This window comes from Trinickia sp. Z7 (assembly GCF_056498045.1).
Genome location: NZ_JAUEQW010000012.1, coordinates 160,184 through 173,938, shown reverse-complemented (window position 1 = coordinate 173,938; position 13,755 = coordinate 160,184). Strand labels below are relative to the sequence as shown.

The window sequence follows — 13,755 nt, the reverse complement described above, 5'->3', positions numbered from 1 at the left end:
AAGCCGCTTGCCGCTGCGCCGTCGTTTGCGTCATCTCGCACCTCCCTCGTTACCCGGTAACCGTCGATATGAAACATGTTACCCGGTAACGGGGCCCCTTACGACGTGTGGCGGATCTAGCGCTTACTGTCAAAACGCAGTCCCCCTCCCCGCCTGCCGTTCGCTTGGATGGCTGCTTGTGATGCGCAGCGCGATCGGGGACGCGCGTACGTGCCGCATAGGGCAGTGCGGCGTTCCTGGCGCGGAAAACTGATGCAGTTTGATGCGACCACCGGCCGCGCGCGGCCGGCTGCCGTCTCGTCTCGCTGACTTAGTTACGGAATGCCGGCGTCAGTCTTTGTGCGAGCGCGGTCCGATCGCTGCTGCACCGCGGGCGAGAGCGGAATCGAAACATCGTCGTTGCGCATCGCTGAAGGGACGGTCGTTCGCACGACCTCCAGGTGCGCAATGTAGACATGCCCGCAGTCGTCGTTCTCGCACCGGTAGGTGATTTCGCGCAGTGTCCTAGACATCAAGCGACTTGTGCGCGCCGTCGCTCTACTGAGGCAAATCGGGCAGCGGATGGTGATTCTCATTGACATGGTCGACCTCTATTTGAAATTGTCGCTCGGGCTCTACGAGGCATGCCTAACGCGCGTCGGCACGGTGTTCGCGCGTTAGCGCCTGTGCTTGGACACTGCTGAGGATTTCGGAGTATTCGAGCGCGCCGAGATCGATGGTTCCGATTGCATCCTGAAAGTCCGATCTTCCCTCTTCGAAGGCGGTGCGAAGCGTTCCCAGCTCCTTCAACATCAAGTCGGCGCAAAAAGTTGCGTTCTTTGAACTGCGGACGCGGTAGGGCACGAAGTTTTCGTCGACGGGAACCACCGCCATCGCTCGTGCAACACGCTCTCCGCACTCAACGAGTGCCGACAGTACATTCATTTCGGCCCAACATTGCGATGCGGCCTCGTATGCCTGGACATAGGCCTTCGCGGCGAACGAGGCGTCGACATGAACCGGCTTTCGGGTTCGCTCCATCTCTCGAGCGAGTACCGCCAACTGCTCGATTAGGTCCTCCGCGTTGCGACGTTGCGTCAACGCTGCCTTTACTTCTTGCGTGACGCGGCCGCCACCACTGAGCATTGCGTCGGCGAGCGCTGCCTTTGCCTTTTCGTGCGCTTCGTTTTGTTCGGCAATTCGCCTGTCTAGTTCGTCGGCGCTTTCCTTCATGTCCGCGTATGCCTTGCCAGGACCACTTGCGTAGGCACTTCGTCTCTCTTCGAGCCGCGCGCGCGCCTCTTCGTATTTGCTCGTCGCCGTCGCTAGCCGCTCTTGCAGTGCTTTGATGACGTTGGTTTGAGCGGCTTCAGTGCGCGAGTGTTTGAAATTCGTTTGCATCGTCAGGTTTCCGTAGAAGGGTGGAAATGCGGATCAACGGACGCTGATCCAATCGAGAAGGCCGGCGCGTTTAAGCACTTGCCCATAGATGGATTGCCCGACAGGGGGCAGTCGATTTGCCATTTCACGCAGCGCTTCGCGCAACCGCTGTTCGCGCCGCTTGAGCATGGCAATTTCCTGGTTCGCCGCGGCTAACTCGCTCTCAGCGCGGTGCTCAATGATTCGGTTGTTCATTGGCTGTTCTTCTCCATTTAGTTAGTACTGCGAAATAAATTCGTGCGCGCAACGCTCGGGCATGCGGCTCTTTCTCGACACGGTTCACTCTGGAGTTTTGGCTCCAGGGACGAGCGGTCGCTCAAGTGCCTCGTCTTTTATCGCTCTTTCGCGGTGTAACCGGGGTAACGGGGGTAACCGCTTTAAAAATCAGTGAGTTAGTTTGTTACCTCGCCTATCCAGAGCGGGGTAACAGGGGTAACGCATCGAGGGTCGTCCTTTGCGTTACCCGTTCGTTACACCTCCGATACCCCTCGACAGCGGCCACAAGTCGATGATTTTTTTACTGTTACCCGCGTTACCCCAGTTACACCTGAATTTAAGGCGCGCGACCCCGAGGTTATCGTTGCGGCTCACTGTGAGCGCTGCACGGGCCGGTTCATCCTTCTGGATCGAGTTTTTCGGGGTCGATCGCGTATACGCGTGCGAGGCGTCCATCGGGTGCCCGGATCGGCACGGACCGCTTGCCACCCTGCTTCCTGGTCAACGCTCCGGCTGCATCGAGCGCGGCGAGCGCCCGGTTCAGGTCATAGCCTTTGACTGCTTCCTTCATGCCCGCCGACGTAAAGAGGTAGAGGCGGCGCCCGCCCTCGATCTTCCAGTAGCCGGCGCGGTCGCGGATCGGTGTGAGCGGGGCGCCCGATGCATCAATGTCGGAGAACCGCGCGTCGCCACACCGGTCGATGAAGTCGGAAACGGCGCGCACGATACCGACGTGTTCGGCGCTGCGGCCATGCGTGCCGCGTTGGCTTTGCCAAGAGCGGAAAGCGTGGACGGCCGCCTGCGTCGGCCCGCCGGTTTTCCAGCCGACGATATCGAACTCAATTGCGAGTTCGCCCGAAAGCGCGGCAACGGCGAGGACACGCGCCGCGCGCCGCTCCTGGCCATCGGGTGCGTCAAACTGCGCGAGCACGGTCGCAAGCCGCTCGGACAGATCAAGGCCGGTCTTCCGTTGCTCAACCAGTCGTTGCGCGAACAGGCGGCCGGCATGGCCGTAGTGCTTGGTGGCTGCGTCGCGCAGTGCGTCCGATAGGCGCGCGCCTGAATCGCTGCCGTGCAATTGGTCAAACAGGCCATAGCGGCCCGTAACGGGAATGTCGAGAATGCGCAGCCCCTGTCCCGCTTTGGCTTCGATGCCGCCGGACTCGATGCGCGCGGCAATGGTCGTCTCTCCTGTGGACAGTACGAATACCCGCCATTGCGCAGCCCTACGAGCCTCGCCGTGCTTGTTTGCGCGGCTCTTGCCCGTACCGTTAGCGAGTGCATATGCCGCTTCATAAAGATCGCGCGGCGCGCATTCGCCGATTTCATCGAGCGCGAGCAACGTATCGGTGTGCATGGTGCCGGCGCCTTCCAGCCCGTTTGCTGTCGCACGCCATTGACGCCGGAATGAAGGCCCGCCCCATACCGAAATGCCGGCCACGAGTGCCGTCGTTTTCCCAGTACTGGAATCGCCGTAGATGTGTAGGCCGGCGCCGTCGACGCACAACGGCTCAAGTAGTACGCCCGCGAACGCGGCGGAAATTGCCAGCATCAACATTGGATTTCCCTCGGCCAGTGCTGCCACCCCGGCTTTCCAGCCCGCGTGTGAGCCTGCCGTGCCATAGGGCGCTGTACGGCCGGCGGCTTGAAACCACACATCATCCGCGCCGATGACTTCGTCGGGAAGCACGAATGCGCCTTCGTGCCAACCGGTCATTGTCGCGGCCCGTAGATGCCGCGCCGGATGCTGACTTGCGATGTAGCGCAGCACTTCGCGCTTTTTGTGCTGCGAGATTTCGACGCCACCCGACAGGATGATGCCGAGCGCTTCGGCGCCGTCGCCGGCAAGCATTTCCGCCGGCATGGCCCACTTTTTCCACAGACCGCGACGCGACACGTAGCGCAGCAGAAAGCCGTAGTTTTCGTCGATGCGGTCGGACGTAGTGGCGTCGACGTACAGCGGCGAACAGATCCACTCGTCGACCATGACGGGCTCCTGGTCGTCGCGCTGTTTGAAGTTGTGATGCCACACGCCCGGTTTACGCTTCACGCCGTCGACGTCCTGCCAGTCGCCGTAAACGCACCAGCAAGGGCGCTGCTCCATTGTCGGCCACGTAGCGGGCAGGGCGGCATTTATGAGTGCTTTGACGGCCGCCAGTCCGTCCCTCTGGTGCAGGTCGTTCAGGTCCATTCCATCCGGCGGCACGGCGAGGGTGCCCGTGACAGCGTGCGCCGCATCTTTGGCCGCCTTCAGGCCCGGATTGCTGCCATCGGGTTTCGCGTCGTTGTCGGCAGCGAAAACGAGCGCCGCTTTCGGATGCTTCGAGCGCAAAGCGCGGCCGACGCGAGCCAGGTTGCCGGCATCAAACGCAATCGCGACGGAAAAACCCGCGGCTGCGGCTGATGCACCTGTTGCGTAGCCTTCGGCAATCACGATGCACGCCGCGGCGTCGCCGATCATGTGGAACGATCCCGCCTTTGCTCCGCCGGGCAGAAACCGTTTGCCACCATCAGCGGCGACAAACGCCAGTGATGTGAGCTCGCCGCGGGCGTCGCGGAGCGGAACGAGCAGAGCGCCATCGCACAGCATGCCGCCGATTCGGAGCGCGCCGCGATACACGCGGACTCCGTGTGCATGCACGCCTTTGCGCGCTAAATACGGGTGATCGTCAGGCGCGCCCTTAGCGGCCTCCCAGAGCGCTTGCGCACGCTGGGCAGCAAGTACATGCTGCTTGGCCTCGTTAGCCTCTTCCTGGGGCTCTTGCACCCCGCGTTCGCGTGCTTTCCTCGCATGGCTTGCAGCTGGTCGAACTAAGTGCTGCTTCGGGTCAAAGCCGTATTCGCTCGCGATTTGATACAGACTGCCGATGCGGATACCGCCTGACGCCTTGAGTGATCGCCATGTATCGCGGGCAGCGGTGGGCGAATAGCCTTCTGCCGTGCGACTCCACGAATCGAAAAGCTCAAAGCCATCACTGCCGAATTCGCTCTTGAGTGCGGCCGCGATCTTCCACCATGTGTCTCGAGGCAGTGACGCCGGAATGGACGATAGGGCAAGCGCAGCGCGTTCCCGTTCTGTGTGTGCTGTCATCGCCGTGCCCTCACGCGGTACGGTGCAGATCGGCGATAAGCCGGTACACGTAGGCGAGCGATTCTCGCGCCGTCGCCAATTCGTCAGCGAAAAATCCCATCGTGCCGCCGATGGCAACCGCGTCCACCTGGACAGTGCCTATGGGTCGGGTACCCGTCATATCCGCATAGACTCGGGCGAGGTTATGCGTGTTGAGAAGTTTCGTGTCGAGCGCATCGAATAGATCGAGCGCATTCGCAAAAATCTGATCCCGCGCGGTCGCTTCAGCCATGTGCCACCTCCGCACGAGAGGCAGCTGCGACACTGCCTGCGATCGCTTCCGCAAATGCATCGTGAAAGGCGCGGCGGCACGCATCGAAGTCAGTGATATGCCCGAGGCCTGCGACGAGATTACGGAAACGCAGGTCACGAAATTCTGCCGCGGTAAGCGGCGCAAACTGAAGCCACAAGTCCGCGGCATGACGGCCGGCGTCGGCGAACAGGAAGAATCGATCGATGGGATTTCGCGTTTGCTCAGGGCGAGCAAGGGCTTGGCGCATGGTGCGGCCTCCTCTGACGGGTTGAGTAACCCGGCTCCCACTGTCAAATGGGGTGGCCGGGCACATGGCGGGGTTGACAGACCGGCGTCAGAGGATACCGGCGTGCGCGAACGCACCCCCACCAAGGCCCGACCATTGAAGGCGCTTGATGTGCGGACGTAAAAAAACCGCGCGAAGGCGGTTGTCCGCCTCTGACCATTCCGGCTGTCACCCCGGATCGCTGTTGTTTCAGCGATGAGGCGAGTATAGCCCCGCGTGACGGTGGCCGCAATGCATCGCCCGAGTGACGCGCCACGGCGGATGCGATGCTCAACCACGAACGCTCCGGGCATCGCTTGATTGGGTGGCCGTAACGAGTTGGTCAATCCAACTGTCAATCTCCGATTCGCGCCAGGCGACGGCACGCGCGCCCAGCTTGACGCTGCCTGGGAATGTGCCTGCGCTGATACGACGATAGATTTCGCTTTTCGACAGGCGGGTGCGTGATGACACCTCGTTGAATCGCAACAGCCGTTCCGGCCGTTGCGGGGTAGCACCAAGACTGGCGTGCTGCATGATTCCTCCGGTTGGTATTCCCGTGAGACTGCACGGGATAGCCGGAGTATCGATGGCGCGAAAAGAAGCCGCTACGCCGCTGCTGGTAGGACACGGAGCCATCTGGCACCGTCCGGAGCATGCGCGCACGTCCCATACTGTGCCAGCAGAGTGCGGACTCCTAGGTTCGCTTCTTTTGTTTCTCCCACTCTCGAACCCAGCGTTCGATAGTTTGCGGGCTTTCGAGAACGTCGAAATCGTTGACCATGGCGATGGCGAATTGCGCAGTGCTTCGATGCCTTTCGCGATTCGCTTTCCAGTTTAGCCACCTGTCGCGGACTGCGGTTTTGGCTACTGCTTTCGGGCTAGCCAAGTGACGCTTTGCTGCCGCGTCGCGGGCCATTTCTGACCGTAGCTGCGCTGCGGTTAGCGTGTTGAGTTCAATCGCGCGGCGTAGAGCGGTTGCGCATCGCAATGAATAGTTGGTCGCGTCTTCCCACTTCCTATGCAGCACGACTGCCATTTGTGCCGCGTCTACGTAGCACAACGCGGCTAGAGCGAACTGTTTAGCGAGAAACCGTCGCCGGTCATTCGCTGGGACATCGAAATGCCAATCGTCCTCTATCCGCACACCATCCGTTGGCCCGAACCAAAGATGCCGTAGCGCCCTGACATGAGCATCGAAATCTTCGTCACAAGTAACCATGTACGGATATACAACGGAAATCGCGCTACGTTCGGTACTTGTAAATACAGCGGCGCTGGTTCTGCCACGCGCGGTATCCGCTAAGGTCCGAAAGCGATCACGGAACTCTGCCGCTTCGTGAAGAAGCCGTCGAACATCTTTGATCGCTAGATTCCTTCCATACCAGGCAAGAAGAAGTGAGGTGCACTGCCCTGCGAGCAAACGTAGCTCGAACGGCAGGTGAGGTGAATCGGCCCAATCATAAAGTCGAAGTCGCAAGCGCTCGTAGACGTTGACGGGCACATCGAGAGCGGGTGCATGAGTGAGCAATTTTCGATAGAGGATGCGTGATGACCGAGTCATAGACGGGGCGATGAAGGGGAGCACGGATTTGATTCGCGAACCCGGATTATTACAAAAACCGCCATCATTCCGTGAGTGTACGAACGGCAACGCCAAACGATATCGCTACTGCAATGGGAGAGGGCGAGCAGCGGCCGGGTAGGGTACCGACGACGGCACGGCGTGAAGCCCGCGGGTGCGGCACTGCGCAGTCGATGGATCGCAGGGCTATTAGATGGGCGTCGCTGACAGGGCGCCGCATCGTCGGGTACTTTCTCGGGTACGTTTTGCTAAATGTGGCCTGAAAGCCTTATCCAGTAAGTGATGGTGTCGGACCCTCTCTCAGCCAGTTAGTCTCTCAGGCGGTCTCGCCGGTTCTCAGGAAGTCTCGCTCAGCCCTGCTCATCGGGCGACTTGAGGTTGTCGATCCGGTCGCATTCGCTCAGCGCTCCAGGACATTCGCTCCCGCGTATGTGGGTAGCATTGGGGGTAGAGAGCGGGAGCTAAACGCTCGGCAATGCACCCGCCGATCACTACTTGCCTCGCCCTTCCGCTTCGTCCCCACTGCTCAGGAAATATCGGCGCGTCGATCGCGGGCTCTGGGCTTCGGAGAAGGTTGTCTGGCGCTTTCCGCAAGAGCGAGTGACATCATCGACCTAACGGCTTCCTCTTCGATGCCCTTGATATCCGAGGGGAAACGATTCCGTTGGGGAATAAGAATCATCAGGCCTTCGATTTGGCACGTGATGAGGGCAGCTCTGCACGAAAGTTCCAGCGAGGATAGCTCGGGATTGACGGCCTCGAGGAAGCCACGAATCCAGCGGCGTTGATGCAAGTATGCTTCGTCCACGATTTCCCGCGCGAAATCGTGAGTCTGCGCCAAGGCCCACATGTTGATGAACAGACTCTGTGTCCGAGATTGTTTATCGTCTTCGATCAAAAGGCGGATCACCTTTTCCAATCGTTCTTCGGCTGTGAGTGACAGATCGTGCCGGAGATTGTCGTAAGTTTTCGCGTACTCGTCGATCACCTGCCTCATGAGGGCCGCAAACAATGGCTCGATAGACGGAAAGTAGTGCTGAAGATTCGATAGGGCGATGCCGGCAGCCGATGCGACCTTGCGCATCGTCAACCCACCGTAGCCCTCGGTAATGAACATGTCGGTCGCGCATTTCAAGATGCGGGCCACCGCGTTGCGCCCGCGGTCCGTCAGCGCTCGTTTCCCACTGTTCCCCATGGCAGCCTGTGCGTCGCCGAACGAATCGGGGGGGCGGTTCAACTCGTCGTTTTCGGGCGAGCGATTCTGCAGCAAGGTCTCGCGGGGAAAAGTTTTTCTGGTCATGGGCTCGACGCTACAGTCAACAAGAGTTCCGATCAAGAGTTTGGTAACCTATTGTCGGTCATATGACACATAGAGTGCAAGCCGGTCGTTCGGAGTGGTGGTGGTTATCGTTCGACTCGCGCTACGCGGCCCGCATGGTCGGGCGCCGAGGATTTTGCGGGTAGACACACCAGAAACCATTCTCATGACGAAAGAAGTGTATGGCGATCGGCCCTGCCGACCCCATCGCTTCAATACAAACAAACCGCTCGTGAGTCGCAGGAGCTCTGCTAAAACGGGTGACCCGCAGACGATCACCGGGACGGGGAGCGAACCAGTGGTCCACCATTGCGCGCAGCGACCTTCCCATGCAAGCCATCACGTTCCCCTTCAATCATTCTGCGACTCGACTACATTGTCCTGCGGCCCTTCGGCGAATATCGCCGCCCCGGCGATCCACTGGCGGGCCTTGCCAGAGCCTGTGGTGCAACCGTTGCTTCATAATAGGTCGAGTGACACAAGTTATCATCGAGAAGGAAGTAGGTGAAAACCTGCATCGGCCGTGGAACGTAGATATTCGGGCAAACGCTCATTCCTGGCAGAGAAATCACGCTAGGGCTTGGCATGCCGGAAGTAAAAATCGCGCATCTGGGCACGGGCCAAACGAAGAGCGATACAGTCGTCTGGCTGCCGTCTGAGAAGGTGGAACGCATCGCGAGCGCGAGGGCTACCGTCGAACGTGCGTTCCGCTCCGGAGTCTGCCTGACAGCTTGAGCTGAAGATGCTCAATTATAGGTCATTAGACCAACGGTGTGCAGATTGCCGCGTCAGGATGCACATCCTGAGTTTCTAGGCGCAGCCTTTCCGAGCAATGTCGAGCGCATCCCATCCGCCGGCGCCGAGGCCTGTCCTGGAACAGTCGAATGCCAAGCGCAAGGGGCTCGACGGCTCTAACGCAGCACCTCGAGGCTTAGGACTTTACCCTACTTGCGACGAGCATTTTCCTTCGCTATAACTCGGTCATGTGACAAATTTACGCACCTGGCCACGGAATCGGCTGACGAGAACGCCGCGACCCGCGTTATGCGCTTACTGAGTTGAACTCGTGGCGTGGATGTCTGGGCGCGTTAGGTTTTGGTCCGGCCGCTGCCAGGCTCCGCGATCGATTAACGATCGTTCTTGCATTCAGCTAATGACGAAATATAGCGTGGAGGCGCATTTCATGATGTCGGCTTGTTCTCGTTCGGACCGTTCGCTTATCGACGGGCGTTTTATCGATGAGACGATGGCGTTCGCTGCGCGCATGACAAGGGTCAAAGCCATGGCGTTTTACGTCATCGATCAGGACGCGGACAGTTGCCATTTCCGCCGCCTGGGTGTGCCGGAGAATTTCCACCGCGAGTACAAGGCCGGCATGTGCAAGTACGATCCGTTCGAATACCATCGACTCGATAGTATGAGGGAGCGACCCATGCTGCTCACGCATGCGATCAGTCCGACTCCTACCCCGGAAGACCATCACTATGTGCGCTTTATCAAAGCGCACGGCTATGAGGACGCCGTTGAAGCAGTTTTTCAAGCGGGCACACGAGTACTCGGTGGAATGAGCCTTCTGCTCGAGCAGGGCGATGAAGCTTCTCAAGTGGCAGCCGTCATGAACGCGATGAGCCCCTACATCGAATACAACCTCCGGGGTTTCACCGGTAGAAGCAAGACCGAAGTCCGCGAGGATTTGATGAACGAGTTTTCGTTGTCGCCGAGAGAGCTGGACGTGGTTGAATTGCTGGCGTCGGGACGGACCAACGCTTCGATTGCGCAAGCATTGCACATTAGCATCGCGACGGTGAAGTCGCATGTCTTGAAAATTTACGAGAAGGTTGGGGTGCCGAACCGAGCGAGTCTCGTGTCGCTGATGTCCGAGTACGAGACGCATTGATCTTCGCGGTTCGCCGTCGCTGCGGACGATCATTTCCATCGCCGTTAAGGCGATGCCCGATGGCAGGCGGTCGACTGCTCGACCAAGCGCGGACGGTTAGCGGATAGCACCGCGGTCGCGTCCGGCAGGAACGCATTCAATTCCACGCTTCGTGTGCGACCGCCGCGGAGCGTTTCCGCACGTTTCGACTCCTCGGACGCTAGCCTCCCATCAACCTCGTTCGTACAAATCAAATGCGGCTCGGGGTTATCCATAGGCCTGCTGAAAATCATCCCTTCGGTTGATCCACGGCCAAATTTGGCACATCGAGAATCGCTTCACCTGGTCATGCATCAATCGGAACATCCGAATGCTATGCCCAGCGTCAAGTTGCTCTTAGAGAGGGATACGCGATGCACTTCTATGTCAAAACCGCGCTGGCAATCGCATGCTGCTGCGCCATGACGGCAAGCTGGGCGCAGTCTGCTGGGGACACGACGATCAGTGGAGCGGACCGGGCTGGTAGCAAGGACGGACAGATTCCCGCGTTCGAGGGGGTCCAGGCTGCGCCTGCCGGATGGTCGGTTGGAAAGGTGCGCGGAGACTATTCGCCCTATAAAGCCGAAAAGCCATTGTTTTCCATCACCGCGGAAAATCTGAGTAAATATTCGGACAAGCTGTCGCCCGGGCAACTGGCTCTTTTCAAGCAGATCAAGGGCTATCGCATGGATGTCTATCCGACGCACCGAGATTGCGGTTACCCGGGTTGGATCCAGGACAACATCAAAAAGAACGCGGGTACTGCCAAGCTCGACGCAAGTGGTAACCACTTGCAAACTGCGGTGCTGCCCGGCTTGCCATTTCCCGCAGCAAAGACCGGGCAAGAAACGATTTGGAATTACCTTACGCGCTATCGCGGCGTTGGTGTTGAGTGGGCCAAACTCAACACGCTCGTCTCCCCGCGGCCTGGCAGCTCCGACTGGATCGACGTGACCAGCCATCAAACGTTGTTCTTCCCGTGGGGAAAGAAAGGGGCGAACGCGCTGCAATCGGACGAAGCGCTGTTCTCTATTTACTTCTCCTACGAGTCGCCCGCCGCTCTCGCGGGACAAGGGTTGGTGCAGACGTTCAATTTCGCCAATAACGACACGCCGACGTATTACTACTTTTCCGGCCAGCGACGCGTGCGACGCATGCCCTCATATGACTATGACGCGCCGCAAATTGGCTTCGAAAACCAGTACACAGTGGACGAACCGTGGTTGTTGTTCAACGGCGATATCGATCGCTTCGACTGGAAGCTGATTGGGAAGAAGGAAATGTACGTCCCGTACAACGACTTCGGGATGTACGACTTCAAGAAGGGCGTCAACGACGTCTACAAGCCGGACTCGGTCGACCCATCGGCACGGCGCTACGAACTCCATCGCGTGTATATGCTTGAAGCGACACTCAAGCCGAACATGCGGCACATTTCACAGAAAAAGGTCCTGTACCTCGACGAGGATACCTATCTCGCCCTGGCGGGGGAGGACTACGACGCGCAAGGCAAGCTCTGGAAGGCCAAGGAAGGCTACCCCATCCCCGTTTGGGAGTTGGGCGGAACGTGTGATGTCGAACCGTTCGCCCAGTACAACCTGACATCCGGGCGCTATGTCTCCGACCAAAGCGTCATTGGCGCTGGGGCCGACATTCACTACTTCGAACAGTCGAACGACCCGCACTTCACCTCGGGCTTCTACAGCGCCGAGAACCTGCGCTCGATCAGCGAGCGGTAAGCACGACAGCCAATCTACAGGCGACGGGCGTGCGTCCGATGAGGCGCACGCCGCGAATTACGGACGAAGGATGAGCGATGAAAAGACCAGGGGTGAGTGCGTCGATGTCGGTTGCAGTGTTGAGTGCTTTCGCGGCCAATGCGTATGGATACGATTTCTCGACGGGTTTGGGCGATCTCTCGGGATCTTGGGTGACCAACCTGACGGCGGGAGCCGGGATTCGAACGAAGAATCCAAGCTGCTCTCTGACTGGCGACCCGAACGCCTACGGCTGTACCGGCGCGAACGTGAATCAGTGGGGATTTGGCGATAACGGCAATCTGAACTACCGGAAGGGACAGCCATTCAGCGCCTACATCAGTGCCACGAGCGAACTGCTTCTCACGATGCCGAGCGAAGGCTACAAGTTCATGATTCGCGGCACGGGCATGTATGACTTCCTCGTGAACGATACCGCGCGCACGCCTTTGTCGAGCTCCGCGCTCGCGCAAGTCAAATACCCCGTTCGCCTTCTCGACCTGTGGGGCGAGAAGGACTTCAATCTTGGCGGTGAGCCGGCCCACGTGCGGCTGGGTAATCAGGTGATCAACTGGGGCGAAAGCTATTTCGCCACGGGCGGGATCAACGCAACGAATTCAGTCGACGTTCAGTCGCTGCTGATTCCGGGAACGCAATTGAAGCAGGCCCTGTTGCCGGCCCCGATGCTGAGCTTCGCCGCCGGACTCGGCCACGGCTTGAGCACGGAAGCCTATTACCAGTTTCAGTGGAACGGCAATCGCTATCCACCGGTCGGCACCTATTGGTCCGTCGCCAACAACTTCGGAAGGGGGGCGGAGCCGGCTACCGTCAATTCGGGGAACTTCAACGTCGGGGGCGTCGACGCAGGGACGATTGCCGGGCCCAACAGCGGAAATTCCGCGACGATCGCCGGCATCAATCAGGGGCTCGTGAACGGTCAATATGCCGGGCCGCCTTTCAACTCGATCGGTGTGCCGGTTTCCACCGTACTGCCGTCTCAATATAAACCGCAGTTCGGGGTCAAAGTCAACTACAAGCCGAAGAATCTCGATGTCAATTTCGGGTTCTACTACGAGAACTACACGGACAAATCGCCCGTGCTTTCCACCCTGGCTAACGGCTCGAGTCAATGGTCGTACCTCGCCAATCGGCAACTATTCGGCGCAAGTGCCAACTTCGCATTGGGCGACTGGGCGATCGGCACTGAATTGTCCTATCGGCCGCATGATGCTGTCGCATTGACCGGCTGCTTTGGGGCTGGCGGTCCGCTCGACGCGAATACGAATGGCATCGCTGGCGCCAATTGTCAGCAATGGGTCGACAAGAAGAAGCTTCAATACGACATCAACGGCCAGTTGAGTCTGACGCAGAGCGAGTATCCGTTCCTGAAGCTGCTGCATGCCGATATGGCTTTGCTCACTGCGGAACTGACTTGGATCTACTACCCTGGGCTCAATTCGCAAGGCGTGACGCGCACGATCAACGGCCGGGCGGTCACTCAGGCGCCTGCCGCCGGTTATTTCGCGTGGCTGAACAACGGCTCGAGCCTTGGTTATCCGATTATTCAGGCGCAAGGAACGTCCAGCTCCGTCGGCGCCACGGTCGATTTCAATTGGACCTATGACGGTACGTTGATCCATGGTTGGCAGGTTACGCCCGGAGTGACGTTCTCCGACGCACTGTACGGCTATACCCCGACATTCACCGCCAACTACATGCAAGGCGCGAAGTCGCTGAACTTCTATGTGTTGTTCAACCAGAATCCGGCTGTCTGGCAGGCCGGCATCAACTATACGGCGTTCTTCGGGGGGCATAACACTGTGGGTCAGCCGTACGCGGACCGCAACTTTGTCGGGATGTTCGTGACCCGCAACTTCTGATCGATAGAGGCTGCAAC

At 59.1% G+C, this 13,755-nt stretch carries 12 protein-coding genes and 2 pseudogenes; 5 read left to right on the top strand and 9 right to left on the bottom strand.

Features of this window, described 5'->3' with window-relative positions:
- Window positions 1-314: 314 nt before the first annotated feature.
- From QQS38_RS19910 to QQS38_RS19885, 6 genes and pseudogenes are all read right to left on the bottom strand, one after another.
- Window positions 315-575 (bottom strand): Ogr/Delta-like zinc finger protein, encoded by a 261-nt coding sequence (locus QQS38_RS19910; protein WP_479647075.1) that lies wholly within the window; start codon window positions 573-575, stop codon window positions 315-317.
- Between the two features lie 52 nt (window positions 576-627).
- A complete protein-coding gene (locus QQS38_RS19905; protein WP_479647066.1) occupies window positions 628-1,380 on the bottom strand; it encodes a hypothetical protein in 753 nt (250 codons plus the stop codon).
- A 33-nt stretch (window positions 1,381-1,413) separates the two neighbouring features.
- Entirely contained in the window at window positions 1,414-1,614 is a 201-nt protein-coding gene (locus tag QQS38_RS19900) for a hypothetical protein (protein ID WP_479647065.1), read from the bottom strand.
- Window positions 1,615-2,032: 418 nt separating this feature from the next.
- Entirely contained in the window at window positions 2,033-4,402 is a 2,370-nt protein-coding gene (locus QQS38_RS19895) for a DUF927 domain-containing protein (RefSeq protein ID WP_479647074.1), read from the bottom strand.
- A 90-nt stretch (window positions 4,403-4,492) separates the two neighbouring features.
- Window positions 4,493-4,726, bottom strand: a pseudogene (locus QQS38_RS19890) (PriCT-2 domain-containing protein); the annotation flags it as partial.
- 10 nt (window positions 4,727-4,736) lie between these two features.
- Window positions 4,737-4,997, bottom strand: coding sequence for a hypothetical protein (locus QQS38_RS19885; RefSeq protein ID WP_479647064.1), 261 nt, complete (start codon window positions 4,995-4,997; stop codon window positions 4,737-4,739).
- Window positions 4,998-5,058: 61 nt separating this feature from the next.
- Between QQS38_RS19885 and QQS38_RS19880 the strand changes: the two genes are divergently transcribed.
- A complete protein-coding gene (locus QQS38_RS19880) occupies window positions 5,059-5,427 on the top strand; it encodes a hypothetical protein (protein WP_479647063.1) in 369 nt (122 codons plus the stop codon).
- 147 nt (window positions 5,428-5,574) lie between these two features.
- On the opposite strand, the gene QQS38_RS19875 is transcribed toward QQS38_RS19880, so the two are convergent.
- The 3 genes from QQS38_RS19875 to QQS38_RS19865 form a co-directional block, all read right to left on the bottom strand.
- Window positions 5,575-5,820 (bottom strand): helix-turn-helix transcriptional regulator, encoded by a 246-nt coding sequence (locus QQS38_RS19875; RefSeq protein ID WP_479647062.1) that lies wholly within the window; start codon window positions 5,818-5,820, stop codon window positions 5,575-5,577.
- Between the two features lie 160 nt (window positions 5,821-5,980).
- A complete protein-coding gene (locus tag QQS38_RS19870; RefSeq protein ID WP_479647061.1) occupies window positions 5,981-6,871 on the bottom strand; it encodes a hypothetical protein in 891 nt (296 codons plus the stop codon).
- A gap of 523 nt (window positions 6,872-7,394) precedes the next feature.
- Window positions 7,395-8,204 (bottom strand): TetR/AcrR family transcriptional regulator, encoded by an 810-nt coding sequence (locus tag QQS38_RS19865; RefSeq protein WP_479647060.1) that lies wholly within the window; start codon window positions 8,202-8,204, stop codon window positions 7,395-7,397.
- A 528-nt stretch (window positions 8,205-8,732) separates the two neighbouring features.
- On the opposite strand from QQS38_RS19865, the pseudogene QQS38_RS19860 reads away from it, so the two are divergent.
- The 4 genes and pseudogenes from QQS38_RS19860 to QQS38_RS19845 form a co-directional block, all read left to right on the top strand.
- A pseudogene (locus QQS38_RS19860) lies at window positions 8,733-8,852 on the top strand (MBL fold metallo-hydrolase); the annotation flags it as partial.
- A gap of 487 nt (window positions 8,853-9,339) precedes the next feature.
- Window positions 9,340-10,083, top strand: coding sequence for a helix-turn-helix transcriptional regulator (locus tag QQS38_RS19855; RefSeq protein ID WP_479647059.1), 744 nt, complete (start codon window positions 9,340-9,342; stop codon window positions 10,081-10,083).
- 392 nt (window positions 10,084-10,475) lie between these two features.
- The gene (locus QQS38_RS19850) at window positions 10,476-11,840 is read left to right on the top strand and encodes a DUF1329 domain-containing protein (RefSeq protein WP_479647058.1); all 1,365 of its coding nucleotides are present in this window, start codon (window positions 10,476-10,478) and stop codon (window positions 11,838-11,840) included.
- 77 nt (window positions 11,841-11,917) lie between these two features.
- Window positions 11,918-13,738 carry a DUF1302 domain-containing protein gene (locus QQS38_RS19845; RefSeq protein WP_479647057.1) on the top strand — a complete coding sequence of 607 codons (1,821 nt, stop codon included), beginning with the start codon at window positions 11,918-11,920 and terminating at the stop codon, window positions 13,736-13,738.
- The last annotated feature ends 17 nt before the right edge of the window (window positions 13,739-13,755 follow it).